Origin of the sequence: Citrobacter sp. RHBSTW-00017, assembly GCF_013797615.1 — a bacterium.
In the GTDB taxonomy this organism is placed as follows: domain Bacteria; phylum Pseudomonadota; class Gammaproteobacteria; order Enterobacterales; family Enterobacteriaceae; genus Citrobacter; species Citrobacter braakii.
On record NZ_CP056899.1, the window covers coordinates 3,928,192 to 3,952,780 of the forward strand.

At 53.1% G+C, this 24,589-nt stretch carries 26 protein-coding genes and 1 pseudogene; 13 read left to right on the forward strand and 14 right to left on the reverse strand.

Annotation, left to right across the window (positions count from 1 at the left end; all coding sequences use genetic code 11):
- Positions 1–22: 22 nt before the first annotated feature.
- The 11 genes from flgL to flgB all read right to left on the reverse strand — a co-directional run bounded on the left by flgL (position 23) and on the right by flgB (position 9,065).
- Entirely contained in the window at positions 23–952 is a 930-nt protein-coding gene (gene flgL, locus HV037_RS19025; protein ID WP_019076091.1) for a flagellar hook-associated protein FlgL, read from the reverse strand.
- A gap of 17 nt (positions 953–969) precedes the next feature.
- Entirely contained in the window at positions 970–2,346 is a 1,377-nt protein-coding gene (flgK, locus tag HV037_RS19030) for a flagellar hook-associated protein FlgK (RefSeq protein WP_047357628.1), read from the reverse strand.
- A 98-nt stretch (positions 2,347–2,444) separates the two neighbouring features.
- The gene (locus HV037_RS19035) at positions 2,445–2,747 is read right to left on the reverse strand and encodes a rod-binding protein (RefSeq protein WP_029139422.1); all 303 of its coding nucleotides are present in this window, start codon (positions 2,745–2,747) and stop codon (positions 2,445–2,447) included.
- 8 nt (positions 2,748–2,755) lie between these two features.
- Complete coding sequence (locus tag HV037_RS19040) at positions 2,756–3,877, reverse strand: flagellar basal body P-ring protein FlgI (protein ID WP_016151847.1); 1,122 nt, start codon at positions 3,875–3,877, stop codon at positions 2,756–2,758.
- Between the two features lie 14 nt (positions 3,878–3,891).
- Positions 3,892–4,557, reverse strand: coding sequence for a flagellar basal body L-ring protein FlgH (gene flgH, locus HV037_RS19045; RefSeq protein ID WP_029139421.1), 666 nt, complete (start codon positions 4,555–4,557; stop codon positions 3,892–3,894).
- Between the two features lie 68 nt (positions 4,558–4,625).
- Positions 4,626–5,411 carry a flagellar basal-body rod protein FlgG gene (gene flgG, locus HV037_RS19050; RefSeq protein WP_019076088.1) on the reverse strand — a complete coding sequence of 262 codons (786 nt, stop codon included), beginning with the start codon at positions 5,409–5,411 and terminating at the stop codon, positions 4,626–4,628.
- 30 nt (positions 5,412–5,441) lie between these two features.
- Positions 5,442–6,179, reverse strand: coding sequence for a flagellar basal body rod protein FlgF (locus tag HV037_RS19055; protein ID WP_016151844.1), 738 nt, complete (start codon positions 6,177–6,179; stop codon positions 5,442–5,444).
- A gap of 9 nt (positions 6,180–6,188) precedes the next feature.
- Entirely contained in the window at positions 6,189–7,391 is a 1,203-nt protein-coding gene (flgE, locus tag HV037_RS19060; RefSeq protein ID WP_046275408.1) for a flagellar hook protein FlgE, read from the reverse strand.
- Positions 7,392–7,417: 26 nt separating this feature from the next.
- A complete protein-coding gene (locus tag HV037_RS19065; protein ID WP_046275407.1) occupies positions 7,418–8,284 on the reverse strand; it encodes a flagellar hook capping FlgD N-terminal domain-containing protein in 867 nt (288 codons plus the stop codon).
- Complete coding sequence (gene flgC, locus HV037_RS19070) at positions 8,284–8,715, reverse strand: flagellar basal body rod protein FlgC (RefSeq protein WP_016151841.1); 432 nt, start codon at positions 8,713–8,715, stop codon at positions 8,284–8,286. Before flgC ends, HV037_RS19065 begins: the two co-directional genes overlap by 1 nt.
- Positions 8,716–8,717: 2 nt before the next feature.
- Entirely contained in the window at positions 8,718–9,065 is a 348-nt protein-coding gene (flgB, locus tag HV037_RS19075) for a flagellar basal body rod protein FlgB (RefSeq protein ID WP_016151840.1), read from the reverse strand.
- Between the two features lie 82 nt (positions 9,066–9,147).
- On the opposite strand from flgB, the gene flgA reads away from it, so the two are divergent.
- The 12 genes and pseudogenes from flgA (at position 9,148) to HV037_RS19135 (ending at position 21,172) form a co-directional block, all read left to right on the forward strand.
- The gene (gene flgA / locus HV037_RS19080; protein ID WP_103283502.1) at positions 9,148–9,918 is read left to right on the forward strand and encodes a flagellar basal body P-ring formation chaperone FlgA; all 771 of its coding nucleotides are present in this window, start codon (positions 9,148–9,150) and stop codon (positions 9,916–9,918) included.
- Positions 9,919–10,014: 96 nt separating this feature from the next.
- Complete coding sequence (flgM, locus tag HV037_RS19085; RefSeq protein WP_016151838.1) at positions 10,015–10,302, forward strand: flagellar biosynthesis anti-sigma factor FlgM; 288 nt, start codon at positions 10,015–10,017, stop codon at positions 10,300–10,302.
- A 12-nt stretch (positions 10,303–10,314) separates the two neighbouring features.
- On the forward strand, positions 10,315–10,743 hold the full coding sequence (locus tag HV037_RS19090; RefSeq protein WP_046275405.1) for a flagellar protein FlgN: 429 nt from the start codon (positions 10,315–10,317) through the stop codon (positions 10,741–10,743).
- 135 nt (positions 10,744–10,878) lie between these two features.
- Positions 10,879–11,823, forward strand: a complete 945-nt coding sequence (locus HV037_RS19095; protein ID WP_103283501.1) for a lysine-N-methylase — start codon at positions 10,879–10,881, stop codon at positions 11,821–11,823.
- Positions 11,824–11,879: 56 nt separating this feature from the next.
- On the forward strand, positions 11,880–14,441 hold the full coding sequence (locus tag HV037_RS19100) for a glycosyltransferase (RefSeq protein ID WP_103283500.1): 2,562 nt from the start codon (positions 11,880–11,882) through the stop codon (positions 14,439–14,441).
- Between the two features lie 154 nt (positions 14,442–14,595).
- Positions 14,596–15,576: an IS5-like element IS5 family transposase gene (locus HV037_RS19105; RefSeq protein WP_220131381.1), complete on the forward strand. Its 981-nt coding sequence runs from the start codon at positions 14,596–14,598 to the stop codon at positions 15,574–15,576.
- Positions 15,577–15,771: 195 nt separating this feature from the next.
- Positions 15,772–16,143: a FliM/FliN family flagellar motor switch protein gene (locus tag HV037_RS19110; protein ID WP_016151824.1), complete on the forward strand. Its 372-nt coding sequence runs from the start codon at positions 15,772–15,774 to the stop codon at positions 16,141–16,143.
- Positions 16,140–16,897 (forward strand): annotated as a pseudogene (gene fliP / locus HV037_RS19115) (flagellar type III secretion system pore protein FliP). Before HV037_RS19110 ends, fliP begins: the two are co-directional and overlap by 4 nt.
- A 12-nt stretch (positions 16,898–16,909) precedes the next feature.
- On the forward strand, positions 16,910–17,182 hold the full coding sequence (locus HV037_RS19120; protein ID WP_016151822.1) for a flagellar biosynthetic protein FliQ: 273 nt from the start codon (positions 16,910–16,912) through the stop codon (positions 17,180–17,182).
- 1 nt (position 17,183) lies between these two features.
- Positions 17,184–17,966, forward strand: a complete 783-nt coding sequence (fliR, locus tag HV037_RS19125; protein WP_103283494.1) for a flagellar biosynthetic protein FliR — start codon at positions 17,184–17,186, stop codon at positions 17,964–17,966.
- Complete coding sequence (gene flhB / locus HV037_RS19130) at positions 17,956–19,095, forward strand: flagellar biosynthesis protein FlhB (RefSeq protein WP_103283493.1); 1,140 nt, start codon at positions 17,956–17,958, stop codon at positions 19,093–19,095. The genes fliR and flhB overlap by 11 nt, the downstream gene beginning before the upstream one ends.
- Positions 19,079–21,172: a flagellar biosynthesis protein FlhA gene (locus tag HV037_RS19135; protein WP_103283492.1), complete on the forward strand. Its 2,094-nt coding sequence runs from the start codon at positions 19,079–19,081 to the stop codon at positions 21,170–21,172. Before flhB ends, HV037_RS19135 begins: the two co-directional genes overlap by 17 nt.
- A 38-nt stretch (positions 21,173–21,210) precedes the next feature.
- On the opposite strand, the gene HV037_RS19140 is transcribed toward HV037_RS19135, so the two are convergent.
- On the reverse strand, positions 21,211–21,972 hold the full coding sequence (locus tag HV037_RS19140) for a C40 family peptidase (protein ID WP_016155761.1): 762 nt from the start codon (positions 21,970–21,972) through the stop codon (positions 21,211–21,213).
- A 349-nt stretch (positions 21,973–22,321) separates the two neighbouring features.
- Between HV037_RS19140 and dpaA the strand changes: the two genes are divergently transcribed.
- Positions 22,322–23,062: a peptidoglycan meso-diaminopimelic acid protein amidase gene (gene dpaA, locus HV037_RS19145; RefSeq protein WP_016151817.1), complete on the forward strand. Its 741-nt coding sequence runs from the start codon at positions 22,322–22,324 to the stop codon at positions 23,060–23,062.
- Here the strand turns inward: dpaA and HV037_RS19150 are convergent.
- Entirely contained in the window at positions 23,033–23,800 is a 768-nt protein-coding gene (locus tag HV037_RS19150) for a class II glutamine amidotransferase (protein WP_016151816.1), read from the reverse strand. The two genes, dpaA and HV037_RS19150, sit on opposite strands and share 30 nt — an antisense overlap.
- Before the next feature lie 149 nt (positions 23,801–23,949).
- Entirely contained in the window at positions 23,950–24,528 is a 579-nt protein-coding gene (gene lpcA, locus HV037_RS19155; RefSeq protein WP_016151815.1) for a D-sedoheptulose 7-phosphate isomerase, read from the reverse strand.
- Positions 24,529–24,589 lie beyond the last annotated feature (61 nt).

A 24,589-nucleotide genomic window follows, 5' to 3' on the forward strand; every position in this document is an offset into this window, starting at 1 on the left:
ATTCCTGAGCTACTGCTAACTGTTAAATCACACTGAAAAGGTTTAACTCACTCACTTTGGAGTAGGTTTTTAAAGTGGCTTCCATCGCCATTTCCAGACCGGTAAAGGTAATGGAGGCTGGGCCATAATCCAGATCGCTCAACTGACTGATAAGCTGATCGTTGGAGGTAGTGATATCCGTCTGAGCACTGCTCAGCATGCTCATCGTATTCTGCGTTTCACCAATGGTGGCTATAGAAGCGTTGAGCGCGTCTGAGGCCACATCCACCGTATCAATGGCATTTTGAATATCGCTTTGCACCTGTGGATCGGCAGGGTCAACCGACGGATCCTGTAATTCTTTCGACAACGACGTCAGAGTGTTCAGAACGTCGAGGCTATCGCCGAAGAAATCGCTGACTGCCACATTGGTATCAACCTCAACGCCATTGGACACCGTGGTCTGGCGATGATCGTCGTTACCCTGATAGGTATAACTGTCGGTCACCCCGTCACCGTCTTCATCTACCGCGACAATGGGCGGTTGATCGTTCACCGTCCCGCCAAACACATAGTGACCGTCTTCATCCTGATAATTCAGCGCCGAGACCATCGCTTCGGTCATCGACTGAATATCCTGCCCCAGGCTGGATAACGACTCGGCGGTGTTGGTGCCGTTGGCGGCCTCCAGCAGATCGTCGCGAATCGCTAACAGATCGTTATTCACGCCATCCAGAATAGACTCCTGCTGGCTCATCCCCGCCGAGGCGGAATCAATATTAGTTTGATACTGATCGAGAGCCGATTGCTGGCGGTTAAGCTGGGTGATTCGTGTCGCAGCGATAGGATCGTCTGACGGCAGCAGAATACTTTTCCCTGTCGCCATCTGCGTGACAACGTGGGAAAGATCGCTGGAAAGGTCGTTAAAACTTTGCGTCATAGACACATAGGATTGTTGGGTAGACACGCGCATGATAATAGCCCTCCAGATTAACTACACATTTCCAGCACAGAGTCGAAAATATCTGCGCCCGTTGAGATAACTTTGAGGTTGGCCTCGTAAATTTGCTGGTAGGTAATGAGGTTCACCGCTTCTTCATCCATGCTGACGCCGCTGACGCTGCTCTGCTGGTTCTGTGCTTCGGAGTACACGTTCGCTGCCGCTTGCGCTTCCGTCTGGTTTTGCTGGCTGTAAATACCGATGTTACTGATGATTGATGAACAGGCTTCGCCCACGGTTACGCTACCAAGCCCCTCGATATCTAACGGTTCGGTTGAGAGGTTGATCAGCGCCTGCAGGTTATCGCTGTTGCCGCTTTCATCCGGCGAACTGGAAAACGCCAGCTCATCGGCGGTGATATCGGGGTTCACTTCCAGCGGGCCATCCGAGGAGTTTTCGTCATAAATAAACAGCGGCTCGCCGGGATTTCCGTTCAGGTCGTAGCCCTGCGCCAGTTGGGTGTTAACCGCATCGGCAAACTGCTCTGCCATACTGTTAATCGTCCCCGTCAGTGGCGTCAGTACCTCATTCTGATAATCAAACAGCGCGCCCAGCGAGCCGCCGGTATCAGTGTTCATGGATGACGTGGTTCCGGCGAACGTCAGCGACATGCTCTGCGTGCCGTCGGCGTTGGTTTCCAGTTCGAGGGTGGAACTCTCTTGCCCGCTCACCAACGGCTGACCGTTTTGCAGCGTGACGTTGTAGTTACCTTCATCATCAATATTGACCTGAACATCCATAATGCCGCTCAGTTCTTCCACCATCTGGTCGCGGGCATCGTAGAGCGCAGACGCGTTATCCCCGTTGGCTTCGGCTTCAGTGATCTGCTGGTTGTAGCTGGCAATACCGCTGGTAAGCGTATTCACCTGCGCCACCATCGCCTGCTCCTGACTAACGATTTCACTGCTTTGCGAATCGATATAATCGAGGGTGTTATCCACGCGCAGCGCCAGCGCGCCAGACTCGCTGATCACCTGCTCACGCAGAGCAGAGTCATCCGGGCTGGTGGTAGCTGCGTTTAGAGCGGCAAAAAAGTTGTCAAAGCCGCCGCTCAGGCTGCTGTTATCATCGCTGAGCACGGTTTCCAGCTGAGTTAAATACGTCTGCTGGGTGTTGTAATAGCCGTAATCGCTGGCGGCATACCAGACCTGGTTCACCTGATACTGGTTGGATACCCGGCGAATACTGTCCACCTGCACACCGTTACCCGCACTGTTCGCCGAGCCTGAGCTGGCGCCAATAGTACTGGTGACGGCCACCTGCCGGGTATAACCGTCGGTCATGGCGTTCGCCGTGTTTTGCGCCGTTACGTTAAGCTCCACCTGCGCAGTAGATGCGCCGCTGTAGCCAATGTTAATCATGTCCATCAAAGAGTCCTCGCCGGTCAGTTCCCCGGTCTGTCGTTAACAACCTTGCCGATTAAAAGCGGCGAAAAAACCTCAGTTCTTAAGCCGCCGCGCAACCTTTATCCTTTGTGATGCGGGGAGAGCTGTTTAACGATCATCGCCGCAATCCCAATACCGTGCTGCTGGGCCAGGCTGTTACATAACTGATCGTCGTAAAATCCCTGCATCATGCGCACCGAGTCGCTGTTAAACGGGTTATCTTTGGAGTCGAAGATCTCATTGGTTTTACGCATCTCTTTCAGCATGTTGCGTAAGAAAATGGCTTCAAACTGCTGGGCGGCTTTCTGCAAATCGTTATCTTTAATTTTCGGGCCCATTAACGCATCGCTACCGTCAATGCCCCCGCTATGATTCACTTTGATGTCAGCCATTAAATGACCTCCAGATCGGCATCCAGTGCCCCGGCTTCATGCAGGGCCTGTAAAATGGACATAATGTCGTCCGGCGTGGCCCCGAGACTGTTGAGCGCATTAACCAGCGTTTTCAGGCTGCTGGATTCAGGCAGCGTAATCATCCCCGGTCGGGCGTGATTCACCGAAATATTGCTCTGCGGCGTCACCGCCGTACGACCACCGGCAAAGGCATTCGGCTGGCTGACGTTGCTGCTTTCATTGATGGAAACCGTCAGGCTGCCATGCGATACCGCCGCCGCGTGCAGGGCAATGCCATCCCCCATCACCACCGTACCGGTACGCGAGTTAAACACCACGCGGGCGCGTACTTTTTCTGCCTGAACCTGGACGTCATCTAACTGAGACATAAAGGCAACGCGCGCCCCTGGGCTGGTTGGCGCGCGGACGCTGACGTTGGTCGAGCTTTGTGCCGTAGCAATGCCGCCAAACGAAGCGTTGATCGCCGCCGCAATGTTATTGGCATCTTTAAAGGAGGGACGTTTCAGATTAAGCGTAATGGTGTCACCCATCTGGAAATCGCTGGGAATTTCACGTTCGACCGACGCGCCATTCGGTATCAGTCCGGCTGTGGGGGTATTCACGGTCACGCTGGAGCCGCTAGCCCCGGTCGCGTTCATCCCACCCACCACCACGCTCCCTTGTGCAAGGGCATAAACCTCCCCATCTGCGCCGTGTAGCTGGGTGAGCAATAACGTACCGCCGCGCAGGCTTTTGGCATCGCCAATCGACGAGACCGTGACATCAATGGTCTGCCCACGCGAGTACATTGGCGGCAGCATCGCGCTGACCGCTACCGCCGCGACGTTTTTCACCTTCGGATCGATTTTACCCGGCAGTTGTACCCCGAACTGGCGCAGCATGTTGGTAATAGTTTGGTTCGTGAATTTGACCTGGTTTTTATCCCCGGTTCCGTCCAGCCCCACCACCAGGCTGTAGCCAACAAGTTGGTTTTCCCTGATCCCCTGGACGTTGACCAGCGACTCCAGAGATTGCGCCTGCGTAGTGCCGGGCAGCACCAGGCTCAGGGCGATAACGATGCCGTTTAACGCCTTCATCCAGCGCCCGCTTATGTGTTGCATATTAAAATCCTGCATTAGATCGGGAAGAGAGGATGGTTAAACAGACGCGTCAGCCAGCCCGCCGCATTGGCATCGCTCAATGCGCCACGGCCCGCATAGGAGATACGCGCATCGGCAATGCGCTGCGATGAAACGGAGTTGTCGTTTTGAATATCATCGGCGCGCACCAGACCACTCAGGCGAATGTACTCATCCCCCTGGTTGAGGGTGAGCCATTTTTCACCGCGAATTTCCAGAATGCCGTTCGACTGTACCGAGTGCACCGACACCGTAATTTCGCCACGCAAACTGTTTTGCTGCTGCGAGGTCGCCGTCCCGTTGAAGTCGCGATTGGCGTCCACGGAAGCGGAAAGATTATCTTTGGTATGCCCAAAAAGAGTCGGTGCACCGATATCAACGGTATTGTTCTTGCCGAAATTGGTTTTCGCCTGTTTGCTCGACTGGGTGGATTCTTCCAGCATCACGGTCAGGATGTCGCCCACCCGATAGGCGCGGCGGTCTGCCGTCAGCGACCACTTGTAACCCGTTTCGAACACCCCTCCCGCGCGACCATCCGCCGTTGGCGGCAACTCGGTTTTGGGAGGAGCAAAGAATTCGTCATTTTTTTTGACCAGGAGGGCCTGCGATTCGCACCCGCTTAACAGGGGCAGCAGTACCACCAGCCAGAGATAATTTTTCACGTTCTGCCTGTTTACTTTAAATTTGCCGGATAAGGCGAAGCCGCTATCCGGCATTTCACATTCTTGAATTACAGCGTCTGACTAATAAACTGCAGCATATCGTCTGCCGCAGAGACCATTTTGGCGTTCATCTCATAGGCGCGCTGCACGTTAATCATCGCCACCATTTCGTTGACAATATCCACATTCGAGCCTTCCAGCGCGCTGTCCTGCAAGGTGCCCAGACCATCTTCCCCCGGAATACCTTCCGTCGGTTGACCGCTGGCTGCCGTTTCCAGATACAGGTTGTCGCCTTCGGCTGAAAGGCCCGCCGGGTTGGCGAAGTTCACCAGCGTTAGTTGCCCCAGTTCGGTCGGATCGCTGTCGCCGGGCAGGATCGCCGTCACGGTGCCATCTTCGCCAAATGCCACGTTGGTCGCGCCAGCGGGAACATCAATTTCCGGTTGCAGCGGCAAGCCCTGGGCGTTGGTTAGCACGCCGTCGGCGTTAATCTGCATATTGCCGTCACGGGTATACGCAATATCCCCGTTGGCCTTTTGCACCTGCCAGAACCCCTGCCCCATGATGGCCACGTTCATCGCATTATCGGTGGTTTCCACATTCCCTTCGGTGAAGGTTTTTTGGGTTCCAACGATGCGCACACCGCTACCGAACTGCATTCCGGTCGGCATGATGTTGTTTTGATCGAGCATGGCGCCCGGCGCTTCCTGAGTCTGATAAAACAGATCCTGGAACATCACGCGGTCACGCTTAAAGCCCGTGGTGTTGACGTTGGCGATGTTGTTGGCAATCGCACTCATCTCAGCATCCTGCGCCGACAGGCCGGTTTTACTGATCCATAACGCTGCGTTCATAAAACTTTATCCCTGATTAAAGGCTACGACTCAGGAGCCGCGTAGCAGCCTGTTGCCGGAGTCGCTGAGATCTTCAGCGGTTTTCATCATTTTGATTTGCGCTTCAAACTGACGGTTCATCGCAATGGACGACATCATTTCGCTCACCGCAGACACGTTACTGCCTTCCAGAAAGCCGCCGCTTACTTTGATGTTTTCATCGCGCTGGGCCGGTACGCCATCCGCCGTCACCAGCATTCCCTCGCTGTTTTTCGCCAGATTAGCGACCGGGATATCCACCAGCTTCAGCCGATCGATATCCATCGTGGCGGTAACATCACCGTCGTCAGGCGTAACCGAGAGCGTGCCGTCGCTGCCGAAAGAGGCAATCGCGTTTGGCGGCAAAATAATCGGGCCGTTATCTCCGAGCACCACGTTACCGTCGATGGTCAGCTGACCCTGATCGTCTTGCTGAATATTGCCGTTGCGGGTATAGACCTCGTTTCCGGCTTTGTCCTGCACGGCGATATAGCCCGTCCCCTGAATGGCGACGTCCAGCGGGCGCTCGGTTTTTTCCGCCACGCCGGTACTGTCATTGACGCCGCTGGGACTTTCCTTCGCCATAAAACGCGTATCAAAACCACCGCCCTTCACTTTGTCATTACTCGCCATCGCCATATCCGCGCGAAAACCATTGGTGTTGACGTTGGCGAGGTTGTTGGCGCTAATTTGCTGCTCTTGTAACGTCTGGGTGGCGCCGCTCAGCGCGGTATAAATCAACCGATCCATTTCTTAGCCTTACATCGCCTGGAAGAGAGCCTGATCCAGCTGCGTACTGGTGGAAATCACCTTGGTGTTCGCCTGGTAGTTACGCTGGGCGGTCATGAGATTGACCAGTTCGTTGGTGATATCCACGTTGGAGCTTTCGAGCATGCCGGAGGAGAGCGTGCCGCAGGAGCCGGAGCCAGGCGTACCTATCAGCGGCGTACCGGATTCGCCCGTCTGTACCCAGGCAGTACCGCTCACTGCTTCCAGTCCGTTCTCATCCGGGAAGGTGGCGAGTACAACCTGGCCCTGCAGCATGCGCTCACCGTTGCTGTAGGTGGCGTACACTTTACCGTCATCATCCACCTGCACGCCGTTTTGTGTCGCAGAGGCATAACCGGTGGCGGCGTTGGTGGTGACCGAGAAATCAGAGCCGTACTGAGTACAATCGGAGTAGTCAATCGTCATTGAAATCGGTGCGGCTTCATCGGTGGTGAAGGTGATGGTTTGCGGTGTGGTTGGAGCCGTCAGCTTGCCGGTATTTGGGTCGAAGGTCAGGGTAGTCGGCGGTACACCGCTCTGCGCTTCACCATCAAAGGTGTATTGCACTTCCCAGGTGTTATCCGCCGTTTTAGTAAAGTACTGGCTAACCGAGTGCTCATTACCCAGCGAGTCATACACGGTGGTGGTGTAGCTGTCGGTGTAGGTATCGCTGTTGTTGGCATCAAACGGCACGGTTGCGCGATCGATTGTTTCATCACTGGCGTCAAAGTTTGCCGTGAAGGTCATGCTGTCCGTGGCCTGCGCCGGGATGTTGCCGGTTTTAATCTGGATATCGGTAACGGTACCGGTTTGCAGCGTGCCGCTGTCATCAACCGGATAGCCCTGCAGGTAATCGCCGGACGCATTGACGATATAGCCGTTTTTGTCCGTCACGAAGGAACCCGCGCGGGTATAGGAGATGTTCCCGGCGCTGTCGCACATCACAAAAAAACCATCGTCGTTGATCGCCAGATCCAGCGCATTGCCGGTTGAAACCATAGAGCCGCCGGTGGAGATGCTTTGTGCCGAACCCGCCACGCTCACGCCCATCGCCTGCGTTCCGGCATACATGGCGGAAAACTGGGTGGTCATCGATTTATACCCAACCGTACCGGAGTTTGCGATGTTGTTACTGATGCCATCAAGCTGTTCGTTGACGGCGTTCAGTCCCGTCGCTGCAATTTCATAACTCATTGTTTCTTCCTGTAATGTAAACGAGATCAGATCACGGTGTTGCTGTCGGCGTTATCGCCGCCGTCGTCAGTATCCGGCGGCGTGATGTCATCAGTGCTGTCCGGTACGCCAAACTGGGTGATCATGGTGAAAGGCACTTCGCCAACGCCGTCAACGTTGAGCACCGGCGTGCTGCCATCGAGCGGAATACGCACATCTTCCACCGTTCCGGTCACCTCAATCGGCACTTCCTCTTCTCCGGTATTGGTCACCACGGATACGCTGTAATCGCCCGGCGGGATGCCGTAATCCGCAGGATTGATGTCGAAATCCACCTGGCCGGGCCCGACGGAGGTTTCACCTTGCGGGATCAGCGACACGGTGTAGTCATCACCGGCTTCATCGGTAAAGTGCAGATCCACATCGGTACAACTGTCATCCAGCGTCACGCGTCCCTGGATTTCTTTGCTGTTGTCTTCGATATCCAGCGAGGTGGTTTGCACCATGATGTCGTCGCCGACCATATTCCCCAGCGCCATCACCTGAATGTTGCTCATCAGTACGGCGTTAGTGTTTGCCTCAACGCTCATCTCTTCCATCATGGCAACCTGCGCCATGGAGGCGAGCTGATCGATATAGGCCGTAGGATCGGTTGGATCGGTCGGGTCCTGGTTTTCAATTTCAGCCACGAACAGCGTCAAAAACGTATCAACCGCGGACGTTTCGGTGGACGTTGTCGTGGTTGGAGTACCGCTTGTCCCGCTGGTATTCGTTGTTGACGACGTTGAGGAAGAACTGCTGTCTCCCAGATTGCTGCTTTGCGCCGTAGCGCCGACGTTATTTTCAGCCACCGCCGTATTCTCCGAAGAAGGAGCCTGCGCCTGAGATTGGGCATACAGAGTCAGGGTATTCATTACACTTCTCCCAGTTTGAGTAAGCTTTGCTGCATACTTTTGACGTTATTCAGCACATCAACGTCGGTTTCAAAATCACGTGAGGCGGACATCATGTCGGCCATTTGCTCGACCACATTGACATCCGGATACCAGACGAAACCGTTCTGGTCCGCCATCGGATGGTGTGGCTCATAACGCTTCACCGCCCCGCCGCTTTGCATGACGTCCTGTACCTGTACGCTGGCACCATCAATGGCATGGCGGTTATGCCCACCCATCAGGCTATTGTGGTAAACCGCGGCAAAAACCGGGCTGCGCGCCTTATAGGCCTGCGCCTCGCTGCTGGCGGGAGATTCCGCATTCGCCATGTTGCTGGCGACGGTATTCAGACGGATGGTTTGCGCCGTCATCGCCGAGCCGGAAATCTGGTAAATATCAGTAAACGACATGGTTATTTCCCTTCGATGGCCTCTTTGATACCGCTAAGTTGCAGGTTCAAAAAGGTCAGACTGCTTTGATAATCCATACTATTTTGTGAAAACCGGGCCTGCTCGGTATTCAGCTCTACGGTATTGCCATCCTCTGAGGGCTGCATCGGCACACGGTATTTCACGTCAGCCTCGGGCAGCACATTTGTGCGACTTGCCCGTTGCATCTCAGCGGCAAAATCAATATCTTTAGCTTTGAAATTTGGTGTATCGACGTTTGCCAGATTCGCAGTCAGTAGCTCGGTCCTCTCAAGACGTAACTTCACTGCCTGCGGATGTACACCCAATGCCTGCTGAAAACTGATTCCCATTTCTTACATCACTCCTGCGTAGATATCGCTGTTATTAGCAATATGTATGCCAACTTTTAAGTGATTGATGAGAAATGACTTTATGAAATTCCCCTTCGACATAAGGAAGCCTTCTTTCCCCTTTGCCGCGGAAATAATGCTGGCGTTATGCTGTGTCTTGCCCGCACATGCCGCCGTCCATCCCATTCAGCACAGCGCCCGGGAACAGATCAACGCGCGGGTCATAACTGCCGCCGGTCATGAAATTGACGCGCTGGCGAAAAAACAGCAGTGGCAGGACTATCGCTACACGTTCAACGTCTATATTCCCTCAACGGTGAGCACCAGCGCGCTATGCGCAACAGCGCCCCAGATCACTTCCAGCACATCCCCAAGAATGGCCCTGACGCGAATGAACTTTGTGGTGAGTTGTCCGGGCAGCGCGGGCTGGCAATTTAACGTTGCGGTACGCCCCGACGTGTCGGTGCCGGTAGTGATGCCAAAGTCGTTGATTGCCCGAGATACGGTAATTACGGCCAACGACCTGCAGCTTAAAAAATTCAATATCAGCAACCAGCGGGAAGGATTAATGACAAATATGGATGAGGCGATTGGTCTCACCAGTAAGCGCGCCCTGCAACCGGGCAAACCGATTACCCGGAGCGAACTGGTTCAACCGGTGCTGGTCAAACGCGAGCAACCGGTGATGATCGTCTCCCATACGGCCGGAATTACCGCCTCGATGCCGGGCGTGGCGTTGAAGAACGGGCGCAAAGGGGATGTGATAAAAATTCGCAACAGCAGCAGCCAGCGGATCATTAGCGGGATGGTGGACGATATCGGCGTGGTCACCACACTGACGGCCGAGCAGTGAAGGGATTTTTTGTGATGGGATTAAAGTTTTCCTCTCTTACCGTCGCTTTTAGCCAATAACAGATAACCAACCCAACGAAATATGTACGAGGTTGCTATGAAAATTACCCCGACTCTGCCAGGCGATCGCCCTGCATCTACAACCGGGCAGACGCGTTCAGACAAGAGCAGCACGCAGACCACTACCTCCAGCGCCGCGACGCTTTCCGCCGACGATATTACTCAGGCGGGATTGCAAACGGCGCAGCAAACGCTGAACAGCGATCCGCAAAGCGACGTTGATTACGACAAAGTGGCGCAAATGCAGGCCATGCTGGCCGCAGGCGACATGCAGGTTGATACCCAGCAACTGGCTGGTGACATGCTCAGCTTTTTCCAGAAATAAGAGGCCAAAATTGTGAGTACCAGGCTACAGCAGGTGAAAACGCTGCTTCAGGGTATCCGGGAGGACGGGACGCGATATGACGCGCTCAGACATCAGTTAGAACAACAACGTCTGTGCATGATCCGTCGCGCCAGTGAAGAGCTGTTGGCGGTCAATGAGACGATTCAACAGCACTATGAGCAGTTGAATAACAGTAGCCAGCAGCGCCGCTCAATCCTGCAATTGCTGGGCGTAAGCGTCGATCGTGCAGGGATGGAACAGGTATTTAGCTGGTTGCCGGGCTTACAAAAAAGTGCCGCAGAGGGTTGGTGGCAGAGCCTTGAGCAAAAAGCGAAACGCTGCAAGGCGTACAACGAAAAAAACGGCGAGTTGCTGATCCGCCAGTATGAATTTATTCAGACTTTTTTAGGCACCGAGCCGGATTTTATTTACCAGCGCTAAACCTTCCTTCCCTGACGCGGAAAACGACTTTCCGCGCACACCCTAACTAATTGATATAAATACAATAAAAATTCAGGCATGGATATTGCAATGATGTAGCCAGATTTTGAATTTAGGGATTGCTGAGAACACATTATGAGTATGGTTGATTGTTATGAACCTGACTTTGTCCGGTTGTTTTTATCCCACCATCCGGATTCCGCTTTACTGGCCGAAATGCGCTGGAAAACGGAAGTACGTCAGAGTCTGGTATTAACCGATCCGGCCAGCTGTCAGGCTGCATTAGGCGATCCCAACGCCTTTGTGCTGCATACCTCGCAATGTGCAGCCGATGCGGACAGCCCGGCGTTATCTCCACGCGATCAGGTACTTAATCAATCTGCTCTGCATACCATCACGCTCCCCGGTTTGTCACCGGAACTGCGCTTGTATGCGCTGGGCATCATGCTCTCTTTTTCCGAGAAATGCCCTGGCGACAGCGATCCTATGCTTGAGAAACTGGCCTCGCTGCCGCAGGTTCTGGCCGCCCACGCGCAAAGCGGAAAACTGCAGGAGCAGTTCGTGCAACTGCCCAGCCTGCCCCAGCTGCAGCGGGAGCTGATCACCCAAATGGGCAGTTGTGAGTTCAATTGGGATCTGTTGCCGGAAAGCACGCGCAAGCTGACCTTACCTCTGCAGGTAAGTCTGCTGATGCTCCAGGATGCAAACAGTGAGGCTATGCTTCAGCAGCAGTTGCAGGATCAGTGGTTAAAGACCTATGAGCGCTACTTTGCCCATGACGCATGGATATTCAGTAACTATCTGATTTATCGCCTGTATCACGATACCTTCCCGCAGCACGAGAGTGAAAGCGCGCTGCAGCGCTTCTTCTGGCTGGTGGCTGACATCTTTATGCTTCGCACCCTATTTTGCCTGTGGACAATGGATGATTCCACGCTGAGCCATGACGAAATCTACGCCCTTTTCGCGCTGTTTGAAGCGTGGCGCAACAGCGAGAATGCCCGCTCGTTGCGTCAGCATATTCTGGATATGTTGTCGGGAGACCCTCTGCTCTCGGCGTTCTCCCTGATTACACGTTAGCGCCTGTTGGCCGGGTACATACCCGGTCCTTTTTCGAATCGCGAATACACATCACCATGTCTGAATCCTCCAAAGCACGTTCCGCCCTGACCGGCATCGTTAAAACGCTCGACACTGGTCGCGAAAAACCGTTTGTCAGCGTCATTACTCCCACGTGGAACCGCGGCGCTTTCTTACCCTATTTGCTGTATATGTTCCGCTATCAGGACTACCCTGCCGACCGCCGGGAGCTGGTGATCCTGGATGATTCCCCACAAAGCCATCAGTCAATCATTGACAGGCTGACGCAGAATCACCCGGAGAAATTCAATATTCGTTATATCTACCATGCGGAAAAACTGACGCTGGGAAAAAAGCGCAACATGCTCAATGCGCTGGCGTTAGGCGAATATATTCTCTGTATGGATGACGATGATTATTATCCGGCGGATAAGATCTCCTACACTATCGACATGATGCAGCGCCACCGGGCGTTGATTTCAGGTTCCGATCAGATCCCCATCTGGTATAGCCATATCAACCGCGTGTTCAAAAGCCGCAGCTTTGGCCCGCAGAACATTCTCAACGGCACCTTTTGCTACCACCGCAATTATTTAAAAAAGCACCGTTACGATGATGAATGTAACTTAGGCGAAGAGGAAGGATTCACTAATCAATTCACCGCAAACCCGCTGCAATTGCCGGGCGAGCGCACCATTATTTGTATCTCGCACAGTCAAAATACGTTCGATAAAGACTTTGTGCTGGGCAGCAGCGAGCCGCTGGAAACCTCGCTGGCACAGGCGATTACAGACCCGATGCTGAAAAACTGGTATCAAAGCCTGCATAACGCCACCCATCATCAGCCGATCCAGTGGGATTACATCGATCAGGTGGTGATCGTGAATCTGGACTCACGCCCGGATCGTTTAGCCCACATCCAGCAAGAGCTGGCGTTTCTCAATTTCCCGGCGCAAAAGATCACCCGCCTTGCGGCGTCCGTTGCCACTAACGGCCAGGCTGGTCGCCGCCAGTCCCATCTGCAGGCGCTGCAACTGGCACAGCGTAACGGCTGGAAAAACTACCTGCTACTTGAAGACGATAGCGTGATCCTGAAGCAGGAAAAGCATATCCGGGTACTCAACTCACTTCTGAATGCGCTGCCTGGTTTTCCGTGGGAAGTGGTTATCCTCGGCGGAGAAATTAAACAAGGCCGCGAACTCAAAAGCCTCAATGGCATGATCCATGCCCGTGACTGCAATAAGGTTTGCGCCTATCTGGTCAACAGCAGCTATTACCCGGTGCTGGCTCAGCAGATGGAGCATGACCTCTCAGATACGCTCGAAGGGCAATGGCAGCCGCTGCTGCGTGAAGGGAAATGGCTCTCCTGCTATCCGAGCATCTGCTATCAGCGCGCGGGATACAGCGATATTGAGAAAAAAGAAACCGATAACATCGGTTACTACTTCAACAAAATCAATAAGAAACCCGCCACCGTCAGCACGCTGGTAAGCAACCCGCTTCCTACGGCATCCACGCAGATAGATGCCATTGGCTTCTATATGGAAACCTCGCTGCACTACGCGGTCTACCGCCCTATCATTACCGCGCTTCAGGCGATGGGCCATACCTGCTCGCTGCTGGTCAGTGACAAAATACCTAAATCGTTTCTGGATGAGATGACCGCGACGATTAAAGCCATCAACGACCCTGCGCTCGGCGGTACGCGTCTTTCAGCGGTCATTGAGAACCGTCAGCGCTTCCGGTGCCTGGTCAGCCCTTACTACACGCCACTGCTGAACGGGCTGGCGGATACCCATGTACGCACCCTGTATGGCCTGGCGAAAGAAGAGTGGAATCATGCCTGGTGGAACGCCTTTTATCACCGCATCCTGTGTTACAGCCACTATAGCCAGCACGCGCTTGATATCGGTGGCAGCGCCAAAGTGGTGGGCAATCCCCGTTTCGATGAGTGGCATAATCACACTTACGATACTGCGCTGCCAAAAAGCCTGAAGCTGAATGCGAAAAAGCAGACCATCCTGTATGCGCCAACCTATGGCGCGCTAAGCTCTCTCCCTCACTGGGCGGAACAGCTCAGCCGGTTAAGTCATGAATACAATGTCGTCACCAAACTACATCATGGCACCCTGCACAGACCGGAAGAAGCCGCCTCTCTGGCGCTGGCGCAGCGCTATTTAAAAAACCGAATTGACGATCCACAGCATCTGCTGGCGCTTATCGCGCAGGCGGATTACGTCCTGACAGACAGCAGCGGCTTTATTTTTGACGCCATTCATATGAATAAACGCGTCATTTTACTGAGCTGGCCAGAGATGCCCTTGCTGCTCGATGGTCAACAAAGTTTCTCTACTCCTGACAGCGCCGATCAGCGTATTCGCGATGTTCTCCCGGTGGCACAGGATATACAGACGTTGCGCCACGCCCTGTCATCCGCATTTGACTGGGCTGCGCTGGAAGCGCCATTGGAGGAGATTCGCCACCATTATTGCGATGCGTTTATGGATGGTCAGGCGGGGAAACGGGCGGCTCAAGAGATCGAAAGCCTGATAAATGCGCCACAACCGCTAATGACAAATACGTTACTGCACAGTCTGCAGAAAAAACTATTTAGTTGAGCTTCAATTCAACGTTATCAAAGGGAATGTCAATATGACAATGAATAATTACCCTGCTATAGATCATCGTCTTTGCCAGGTACTGGGGAAGGTGCGAACAAGTCCCTGATATGAGATCATGTTTGTCATCTGGAGCCATGGAACAGGGTTCATCATGAGTCATCAACTTACCTTCGCCGACAGTGAATTCAGCAGTAAGCGCCGTCAGACCAGAAAAGAGATTTTCTTGTCCCGCATGGAGCAGATTCTGCCATGGCAAAACATGGTGGAAGTCATCGAGCCGTTTTACCCCAAGGCTGGTAATGGCCGGCGACCTTATCCGCTGGAAACCATGCTACGCATTCACTGCATGCAGCATTGGTACAACCTGAGCGATGGCGCGATGGAAGATGCTCTGTACGAAATCGCCTCCATGCGTCTGTTTGCCCGGTTATCCCTGGATAGCGCCTTGCCGGACCGCACCACCATCATGAATTTCCGCCACCTGCTGGAGCAGCATCAACTGGCCCGCCAATTGTTCAAGACCATCAATCGCTGGCTGGCCGAAGCAGGCGTCATGATGACTCGAGGCACCTTGGTCGATGCCACCATCATTGAGGCACCCAGCTCGACCAAGAACAAAGAGCAGCAACGCGATCCGGAGATGCATCAGACCAAGAAAGGCAATCAGTGGCACTTTGGCATGAAGGCCCACATTGGTGTCGATGCCAAGAGTGGCCTGACCCACAGCCTGGTCACCACCGCGGCCAACGAGCATGACCTCAATCAGCTGGGTAATCTGCTGCATGGAGAGGAGCAATTTGTCTCAGCCGATGCCGGCTACCAAGGGGCGCCACAGCGCGAGGAGCTGGCCGAGGTGGATGTGGACTGGCTGATCGCCGAGCGCCCCGGCAAGGTAAGAACCTTGAAACAGCATCCACGCAAGAACAAAACGGCCATCAACATCGAATACATGAAAGCCAGCATCCGGGCCAAGGTGGAGCACCCATTTCGCATCATCAAGCGACAGTTCGGCTTCGTGAAAGCCAGATACAAGGGGTTGCTGAAAAACGATAACCAACTGGCGATGTTATTCACGCTGGCCAACCTGTTTCGGGCGGACCAAATGATACGTCAGTGGGAGAGATCTCACTAAAAACTGGGGATAACGCCTTAAATGGCGAAGAAACGGTCTAAATAGGCTGATTCAAGGCATTTACGGGAGAAAAAATCGGCTCAAACATGAAGAAATGAAATGACTGAGTCAGCCGAGAAGAATTTCCCCGCTTATTCGCACCTTCCAAAGACAAACTGTTTTTATCCGAATTAACGAGCAAGACGGAGAAATCCTATGAGTAAGCCAGAAGATATTTTAGAGCAAGGTTTCGAGTTAGCGCCCGAAACAACCACGCCAACGGCACCGTCGGCAACAGAAACGTTGGTGGCGCGTTTAGAAGACCGCTTTTCCGAGTCGATGTCATTACTCAAACGTATTCCGGTCACGCTAACGCTGGAAGTGTCATCCGTGGAAGTGATGCTGTCCGATCTGCTGAACATTGATGACGACACCGTCATTGAGATGGACAAGCTTGCCGGTGAACCGCTGGATATTAAGGTTAATAACATCCTGCTGGGCAAGGCTGAAGTGGTGGTGGTCAATGAAAAATATGGCCTGCGCGTCCTTGAATTCAACACGCATGAAATCAACGACCTGGCACCATGAAACGCGCACCAATCCTCACGCTCATACTCGGTATCTCATTACTCATCCTTTCTCCCTTTGCCTGCGCGCAAGGGGGAGATATCCCGTTGCTGAATGTGATTTCACACGGTAATAGCCAGGAATACAGCGTAAAAATCCAGGTCCTGATCCTGATGACCCTGGTGGGCATTCTGCCAACCCTGGTACTGATGATGACCTGCTTTACGCGTTTTATTATTGTTCTCTCCCTGCTGCGCCAGGCGTTGGGGCTACAGCAAACGCCACCCAACCGCATACTGATAGGCATTGCGCTGTCGTTAACCATGCTGGTGATGCGTCCGGTCTGGATCAACATTTACGACCACGCGGTTGTGCCTTTTGAAAACGATCAAATCACGCTCCCTGACGCCCTGAGCACCGCCGCCTCGCCCCTGAAGCGCTTTATGCTGGCGCAGACCAACAAAAAAGCGATTGCGCAGATCATGACGATCGCCAACGCGAAAGGTAATGCAGCCGATCAGGATCTCTCCATTATCGTCCCGGCGTATGTGCTGAGCGAACTTAAAACCGCCTTCCAGATAGGCTTCATGATTTACATCCCGTTCCTGGTGATCGACCTGATCGTCGCCAGCGTGCTGATGGCGATGGGGATGATGATGCTGTCCCGCTGATCGTTTCCCTCCCCTTTAAGCTGATGCTGTTTGTGCTTATTGACGGCTGGGCGCTGACCGTCGGTACGCTGACCTCCAGTATTCGCGGTCTGGGACTGGGCTAACGGAGATCGGATATGTTAACCATTGATGTAGCCGCAGATATCGTCGCCAGCGGTATAAAAGTCGTGATCATTTTAGTCTGCGTGTTGGTCGTTCCCAGCCTGCTGGTGGGGATGCTGGTCAGCATTTTTCAGGCCGTTACGCAGATTAACGAACAAACGCTCAGCTTTTTGCCCAGGCTTATCGTCACCCTCGCAGTTTTGGGCATTAGCGGAAAATGGATGATCGTCCAGTTAAGCGATCTCTGCGTGCATCTGTTCACTCAGGCCGCCATTCTGGTGCACTGACATGCGCGAAACAGACGTTACACAGTTAAGTAACCTGATACTGGGCATGTGGTTTCCATTCGTGCGCATTATGGCGTTTATTCACTACGCGCCGGTACTGGATAACGCGGCGCTCACGGTGCGCATACGCATTATTTTGTCCCTGGCGCTGGCCTTTATCATTACGCCGCTTATTCCCCATCCGGTTCCTGACAGCCTGCTGTCAATCAACAGCATTATTTTGACCGCAGAGCAGTTTCTGTGGGGCATGCTTTTCGGCCTGATGCTGCAGTTTTTATTTTTAGCGCTGCAGCTGGCGGGCCAGATCCTCTCTTTCAATATGGGGATGAGCATGGCGGTGATGAACGACCCCAGCAGCGGCGCATCAACGACGGTACTGGCGGAGATGATCAACATCTACGCGGTGATCCTGTTCTTTGCGATGGATGGGCATTTGCTGCTGGTGAGCATTTTATTCAAAGGCTTTACTTACTGGCCGATTGGTAATGCACTGCATCCACAATCTTTGCGCACCATTTCCCTGGGGCTGGGCTGGGTATTTGCCGCGGCCACCCTGCTGGCGCTACCGACAACCTTTATCATGTTGATTGTCCAGGGCTGCTTTGGCCTGTTGAACCGCATTGCGCCTCCGCTCAACCTGTACTCGTTAGGTTTTCCGATCAACATGCTGGCGGGTCTTGTCTGCTTTGCGACTCTGTTTTACAACCTGCCCGACCACTATTTGCACCTGGCAAATTTCGTCTTGCAGCAACTTGACGCGCTCAAGGGGCACTATGGCGGATAGCAGCAGCGAAGAAAAAACAGAAAAACCCTCGGCGCAAAAACTTCGCAAAGCCAGGCAAGAGGGGCAAATTCCACGCTCAAAAGATATGGGGCTTGCCGCCAGTCTGTTTGCCGCGTTTATGGTGATCTCCAGCAGCTTCCACTGGTATGAAGATTTTGTCCGCGAAAGCTTTATCAGTGTGCATCAGTATGCGCAGAACATTAATGATCCGGACATTATCGGCCAGTTCCTTGAGCACCATCTGCTGATTTTAGCCAAGTTCATCCTGACGCTGTTACCCATGCCGGTTGCCGCGCTGTTTGCCTCGCTGATTCCCGGAGGCTGGCTGTTCCTGCCGAAGAAAATTTTGCCGGACTTTAGCAAATTAAGCCCGCTCAAAGGGATTGGCCGTCTGTTTTCCACCGACCATCTGGTGGACACCGGCAAGATGACGCTCAAAGCGATGGTACTGCTGGTGATGCTGTGGATTAGCGTACGCAATAACGTTGCCGCCTTTCTGGGGCTACAGGAGCTGTATTTCAAACAGGCCGTCAGCGATGGCCTGGCGCTGTACAGCAGCATCATGCGCAACTTTGTCATCCTGTTTATTTTTTTCGCTCTGATTGATGTTCCTCTGGCGAAAAAAATGTTCACCAAAGGGTTGAAGATGACCAAACAGGAAGTGAAGGAAGAGTATAAAAATCAGGAAGGTAAGCCGGAGGTACGGGCCAGGATCCGTCGCCTGCAACGGCAAATGGCGATGGGGCAAATTCGCAAGGTGGTGCCAAAAGCCGATGTGGTGATCACCAACCCAACCCACTATGCCGTGGCGCTACAGTATGACCAGTCGCGCGCCGCCGCACCCTTCGTTGTCGCCAAAGGCACCGATGAAATCGCGCTGTATATCCGTCAGGTGGCGGCGGAGAGCAATATTGAGATTGTTGAATTTCCTAAGCTGGCGCGCTCCGTTTATTACACCACCCAGGTCAATCAACAGATCCCATTTCAACTTTATCGGGCGATAGCACACGTCCTGACCTATGTACTGCAAATGAAGCACTGGCGTGACGGTTCACAATCACGCCCTTCGCTGAACAGACATATTTCCATTCCAAAAGAGGTTCTTAAACTGGATGCCGAAAACAACTAAACAATTCCTCGCGCTGCTGCGTAACGGTAACATCGGCATTCCGCTGGTCATACTGTCTATCCTGGCGATGGTGATCCTGCCATTACCACCGGCCGTGCTGGATATTCTGTTCACCTTTAACATCGTGCTGGCGGTGATGGTGCTGTTGGTGGCCGTTTCCGCGAAACGCCCGCTCGAATTCAGCCTGTTCCCGACCATTTTGCTGATCACCACCTTAATGCGCTTGACGCTGAACGTAGCATCAACGCGCGTGGTGTTACTGCACGGCCATATGGGCGCAGGCGCTGCCGGTAAGGTGATTGAGTCCTTTGGTCAGGTGGTGATCGGCGGTAACTTTGTCGTCGGTTTTGTGGTGTTCATCATCTTGATGATCATCAACTTTATCGTGGTTACCAAGGGTGCCGAGCGTATCTCCGAGGTTTCGGCCCGCTTTACGCTGGACGCCATGCCCGGAAAGCAGATGGCGATCGACGCCGATCTGAACGCAGGCCTGATTAATCAGGCCCAGGCGCAGGCACGACGTAAAGATGTGGCGGGCGAAGCGGATTTCTATGGCGCAATGGACGGTGCGTCGAAGTTCGTGCGCGGTGATGCCATCGCCGGGATGATGATCTTGGCCATCAACCTGATAGGCGGCGTCTGTATCGGTATTTTCAAATACGATTTAAGCGCCGAAGCCGCCTTCCAGCAATACGTACTGATGACCATCGGCGACGGTCTGGTCGCCCAGATCCCGTCTCTGCTGCTGTCGACGGCGGCGGCGATTATCGTTACTCGCGTGAGCGACAGCGGTGATATCGCCACAGACGTGCGTAGCCAACTGCTGGCCAGCCCCTCCGTACTCTATACCGCCACCAGCATTATGTTTGTACTGGCGGTGGTACCGGGAATGCCGCACTTCCCGTTCCTGGTGTTCAGCGCCCTGATGGGGTTCACCGCCTGGCGTATGAGCAAGCGCCCGAAGGTGGCTGAAACTGAAGAGAAAAATCTTGAGACGCTGACCAAAACCATCGTTGAAACCACCGAGCAACAGGTCAGTTGGGAAACTATCCCTTTGATCGAGCCAATCAGCCTGAGCCTGGGGTACAAGCTGGTGTCGCTGGTAGACAAATCCAAAGGGAATCCGCTCACTCAACGTATTCGCGGTGTACGGCAGGTTATCTCAGACACTAACGGCGTGCTGCTCCCGGAAATTCGCATCCGCGAAAACTTCCGTCTAAAACCGACCCAGTACGCCATTTTTATCAATGGGATCAAGGCTGATGAGGCCGATATTCCTTCAGATAAACTGATGGCGCTGCCCTCCAGTGAAACGTATGGCGAGATCGATGGTGTGTTAGGCCACGATCCGGCCTATGGTATGCCGGTGACGTGGATTGTCCCGGCGCAAAAAGCCAAAGCGCTAAATATGGGGTATCAGGTCATTGATAGTGCCAGCGTCATTGCGACGCATGTGAATAAGGTCATTCGCAACTTTATTCCCGACCTGTTTAACTACGATGATATTACCCAACTGCATAACCGCCTCTCTTCGATGGCCCCCCGTCTGGCGGAAGATCTGAGCACGGCGCTGAATTACAGCCAGCTCTTGAAAGTTTATCGGGCGCTACTGGTCGAAGGCGTGCCGCTGCGCGATATCGTTACCATTGCCACCGTACTGGTCGCCAGTAGCGCCGTCACTAAAGATCATATTCTGTTGACGGCAGATGTACGTCTGGCGCTCCGTCGCAGCATTACCCATCCGTTTGTGCGCAAAGATGAGCTGGCGGTCTACACGCTGAATAATGAGCTGGAGAATCTGCTGGCTAATGTAGTGAATCAGGCTCAGCAAAGTGGAAAAGTGGTGCTCGATAGCGTACCGGTCGATCCTAATATGCTGAATCAGTTCCAGACCAATATGCCGCAGATTAAAGAACAGATGAAAGCCGCGGGTAAAGAGCCGGTACTGCTGGTCGCACCGCAGCTACGTCCTCTGCTTGCGCGCTATGCGCGCCTGTTTGCACCAGGCTTACAGGTGTTGTCATATAACGAAGTTCCGGATGAGCTGGAATTAAAGATCATGGGGGCGTTGAGTTAACCCCTGACGAGGCGGTGCCATTCGCACCGCCTTTTTGATTACAGAATGGTATTTTCCGTCAGAATACGACGAGCGCCGAGATAATGATCCTGCCAGAAGTCATCGGATAAATTGCTCACCCGAATCGTTTCTCCCGTACGCGGCGATTCAATAAATTGTCCCTGCCCCAAATAGACGCCCATATGATCGGCAATATCCCGACTGTGAATATGAAAGAACAATAAATCACCACGACGAAGGTCGCGATTCGCGACGATGGTCGCCCGCCGATAGTGATACATTTCATTCGCCGTACGTGGCAATTTTGCTGCCAGAATTTTGTTGTAGGCATAAAAGATCAGCCCGCTACAGTCAAAGCCTTGTTCCGGGCTGGTCCCGCCCCACAAATAGGGTTTACCTAACTGCTGCTCAAGACGGTGGATTGCCACTTCGGTTATGTTGTGCAGATGATCGCTACTGAGAAAATGGTCATTCTCAGCCAGCTCCTGCCAGCGTTGATCGCTCGCTTTTAGTGGCCCCGGGAACCACTCCGGGTGCTGTTTAATCAGCGTCCTGTTTTGCTGGCGCAGCGCGCTTTTACTTTGCGCATTACCTTCCACCACATAACTTGCCTGCTTTTTTACCTGCGCGTGGTACTGCTTCAGTAGCCGGGCGCGGTTACGCATGCGTAATTGCGCCGCATAGCTTAAATGGGCGTCAGATAAGAGGGGCTGAACTTTGGCGACAGACGGCGAGGACAACACAACACACAAAGACAGCAGACCCGGCAAAAAGCGTCGGGGCGCAGAGACAAAAGACATGAAAACAACACTACCTAATCAAACACGTTCGCCGCAGTCTACCGCTATTGCCGGGCATTCCATTTTAATATTCGATTATTAAATTATTAATTTTTTAAATTCAATATATTAGGAATTCTGCACTCAGAAGACTTAATGACGTGCGCTAACCCACAAAATACGTCAGTGTCTGACTGCCTTTAAGCACAATTTTCCGTATAAAGAAAATCTAAAGTGTAAACGCCGCACGAGAGACTTGCGAAAAACTCTCTGGGTGATAATGTGAGCGCTCCAGATCCAGATTTATCCGATTTGGGAACTCTTTTTGCCGTCCTGGCGTGTGTAATCGTTTTATCAAGGAATAAGCAGTATGCGTAAAATCGCATTTTTTCTTGCGATGCTTTTATTGCCGTGCGTTTCATTTGCCGGTTTGCTGAGCAGCAGCAGCCCGACTACGCCTGTCAGCAAAGAATATAAGCAGCAATTAATGGGCTCCCCCGTCTATATCCAGATCTTCAAAGAAGAGCGAACGCTGGATCTGTACGTCAAGATGGGCGAACAGTATCAATTGCTCGACAGCTATAAGATCTGCAATTATTCCGGCGGCTTAGGTCCGAAACAGCGTCAGGGCGATTTCAAAAGCCCGGAAGGGTTTTACAGCGTACAGCGCGGACAGCTGAAACCAGATAGCCGCTTTTATAAAGCGATTAACATTGGTTTCCCTAACGCCTATGACCGCGCACACGGTTATGAAGGTAAATACCTGATGATCCACGGAGCCTGCGTTTCCGTCGGCTGCTACGCAATGACCGACAACGGCATTGATGAGATTTTCCAGTTTGTCACCGGCGCACTGGTGTTTGGGCAGTCCAGCGTGCAGGTTAGCATTTATCCATTCCGCATGACCGATGCCAACATGCAGCGCCATAAGTTCTCGTATTACAAAGAATTCTGGGCGCAGCTAAAGCCTGGCTACGATTACTTTGAACAAACGCGTAAGCCACCGACCGTTTCCGTCGTCGATGGCCGTTACGTTATCAGCAAGCCGTTGAGTCACGAAGTGGTTCAGCCGCAGCTGGCATCAAACTATACGCTCCCCGAGACAAAATAACGCCCACTCGCCTGGCATAATCTTTTGCCAGGTTTCATTGCCGGTTAGCGGCTGAGTGGCAATCACGGTGACCACATCATTGGGTGTGGTCTCTGAGCTAAAATCGATTTCCACATCCTGATCCAGCAGTGTCGCCACGCCAAACGGCGCACGACGAGTGATCCAAAACAGGTTGGTCGAGCAGAAAGCCATCACATAACGCCCGTCAGACAACAGCATGTTGAAGACGCCCTTCTCACGCAATTCTCCTGCCAGCATCGCGATATATTTAAACACTGCCGTCATATTGCCAGGCGTACGCGGATACCGTTCAGTCAGCTTGTGGAGCAACCAGCAGAAAGCTTTTTCGCTGTCGGTTTCCCCGACCGGGCGGAAATTACCGGTTTCCAGCGATTTATAGCCGCTGAGCTGTCCGTTATGAGCGTACGTCCAGTTACGTCCCCACAGTTCACGCGTAAATGGATGGGTATTTTCCAATGCCACTTCGCCACGATTCGCCTGACGAATATGGGCAATCACGGAACAGGATTTGATGGGATAGTCTTGTACCAGTTTGGCGATAGGCGAATTAAAGCTGGGTTGCGGATCTTTAAACGTACGGCAACCCTTACCTTCATAAAACGTAATACCCCAGCCGTCTTTGTGCGGCCCGGTACCTCCGCCGCGCTGAACCAGCCCGGTGAAGCTAAAGCAGATATCGGTTGGCACATTGGCGCTCATCCCGAGCAGTTCGCACATACATCACCTCCACAAACGCCTTTAAGCGGGAAGGCGTAATTGTTGCAGCCAGTTTAGATTCGGACAGCGCGCGGAAACCGGAGCGTACACGTAGTACGTGAAGATTTCGGGCACTGCCCGGATTCAAAATGGCAAATAAAATAGCCTTCTTACTTCACCATCTCTTTTTCGATCAACTGGATCAGGATATGGATCACTTTGATATGAATTTCCTGAATGCGGTCAGCATAGCCAAAGTGCGGCACGCGAATTTCGATATCCGCGCTGCCCGCCATTTTGCCGCCATCTTTACCAGTCAGGGTGATGACTTTCATCCCTTTCTCGCGCGCTGCGGCAATCGCTTTAATCACGTTACCGGAGTTACCCGAAGTAGAGATGCCTAACAGGACATCGCCTTCGCGCCCCACGGCTTCAACGTAGCGGGAGAAGACATAATCGTAACCGAAATCGTTGCTGACGCAGGAGATATGGCTGACATCAGAGATAGCGATCGCCGGGTAGCCAGGGCGGTTTTCGCGATAACGTCCGGTCAGCTCTTCGGCGAAGTGCATCGCGTCGCAATGGGAACCGCCGTTACCGCAAGAAAGTACCTTACCGCCAGCTTTAAAGCTGTCTGCCAACAGGACCGCCGCGCGCTGAATGGCGTGAATATTGGCGTCATCTTTAAGAAAATTAGCCAGCGTTTCCGCCGCTTCGCTCAGTTCGTTACGAATAAGATCCTGGTACATGAGGATATCCTTCAGCATGAATGTAAATGACAAGATGCAGTGTACCGGATAGCGCTACCAG

Bases quoted from the DNA above. Each gene is read 5' to 3' on its own strand.
- flgL (WP_019076091.1), bottom strand. From the start codon at position 952: ATGCGCGTGTCTACCCAACAATCCTATGTGTCTATGACGCAAAGTTTT.
- flgK (WP_047357628.1), bottom strand. From the start codon at position 2,346: ATGGACATGATTAACATTGGCTACAGCGGCGCATCTACTGCGCAGGTG.
- HV037_RS19040 (WP_016151847.1), bottom strand. From the start codon at position 3,877: ATGCAACACATAAGCGGGCGCTGGATGAAGGCGTTAAACGGCATCGTT.
- flgG (WP_019076088.1), bottom strand. From the start codon at position 5,411: ATGAACGCAGCGTTATGGATCAGTAAAACCGGCCTGTCGGCGCAGGAT.
- HV037_RS19055 (WP_016151844.1), bottom strand. From the start codon at position 6,179: ATGGATCGGTTGATTTATACCGCGCTGAGCGGCGCCACCCAGACGTTA.
- flgE (WP_046275408.1), bottom strand. From the start codon at position 7,391: ATGAGTTATGAAATTGCAGCGACGGGACTGAACGCCGTCAACGAACAG.
- HV037_RS19065 (WP_046275407.1), bottom strand. From the start codon at position 8,284: ATGAATACCCTGACTCTGTATGCCCAATCTCAGGCGCAGGCTCCTTCT.
- flgC (WP_016151841.1), bottom strand. From the start codon at position 8,715: ATGTCGTTTACTGATATTTACCAGATTTCCGGCTCGGCGATGACGGCG.
- flgB (WP_016151840.1), bottom strand. From the start codon at position 9,065: ATGGGAATCAGTTTTCAGCAGGCATTGGGTGTACATCCGCAGGCAGTG.
- flgA (WP_103283502.1), top strand. From the start codon at position 9,148: ATGAAATTCCCCTTCGACATAAGGAAGCCTTCTTTCCCCTTTGCCGCG.
- flgM (WP_016151838.1), top strand. From the start codon at position 10,015: ATGAAAATTACCCCGACTCTGCCAGGCGATCGCCCTGCATCTACAACC.
- HV037_RS19095 (WP_103283501.1), top strand. From the start codon at position 10,879: ATGAGTATGGTTGATTGTTATGAACCTGACTTTGTCCGGTTGTTTTTA.
- HV037_RS19100 (WP_103283500.1), top strand. From the start codon at position 11,880: ATGTCTGAATCCTCCAAAGCACGTTCCGCCCTGACCGGCATCGTTAAA.
- HV037_RS19105 (WP_220131381.1), top strand. From the start codon at position 14,596: ATGAGTCATCAACTTACCTTCGCCGACAGTGAATTCAGCAGTAAGCGC.
- HV037_RS19110 (WP_016151824.1), top strand. From the start codon at position 15,772: ATGAGTAAGCCAGAAGATATTTTAGAGCAAGGTTTCGAGTTAGCGCCC.
- HV037_RS19120 (WP_016151822.1), top strand. From the start codon at position 16,910: ATGTTAACCATTGATGTAGCCGCAGATATCGTCGCCAGCGGTATAAAA.
- fliR (WP_103283494.1), top strand. From the start codon at position 17,184: ATGCGCGAAACAGACGTTACACAGTTAAGTAACCTGATACTGGGCATG.
- flhB (WP_103283493.1), top strand. From the start codon at position 17,956: ATGGCGGATAGCAGCAGCGAAGAAAAAACAGAAAAACCCTCGGCGCAA.
- HV037_RS19135 (WP_103283492.1), top strand. From the start codon at position 19,079: ATGCCGAAAACAACTAAACAATTCCTCGCGCTGCTGCGTAACGGTAAC.
- HV037_RS19140 (WP_016155761.1), bottom strand. From the start codon at position 21,972: ATGTCTTTTGTCTCTGCGCCCCGACGCTTTTTGCCGGGTCTGCTGTCT.
- dpaA (WP_016151817.1), top strand. From the start codon at position 22,322: ATGCGTAAAATCGCATTTTTTCTTGCGATGCTTTTATTGCCGTGCGTT.
- HV037_RS19150 (WP_016151816.1), bottom strand. From the start codon at position 23,800: ATGTGCGAACTGCTCGGGATGAGCGCCAATGTGCCAACCGATATCTGC.
- lpcA (WP_016151815.1), bottom strand. From the start codon at position 24,528: ATGTACCAGGATCTTATTCGTAACGAACTGAGCGAAGCGGCGGAAACG.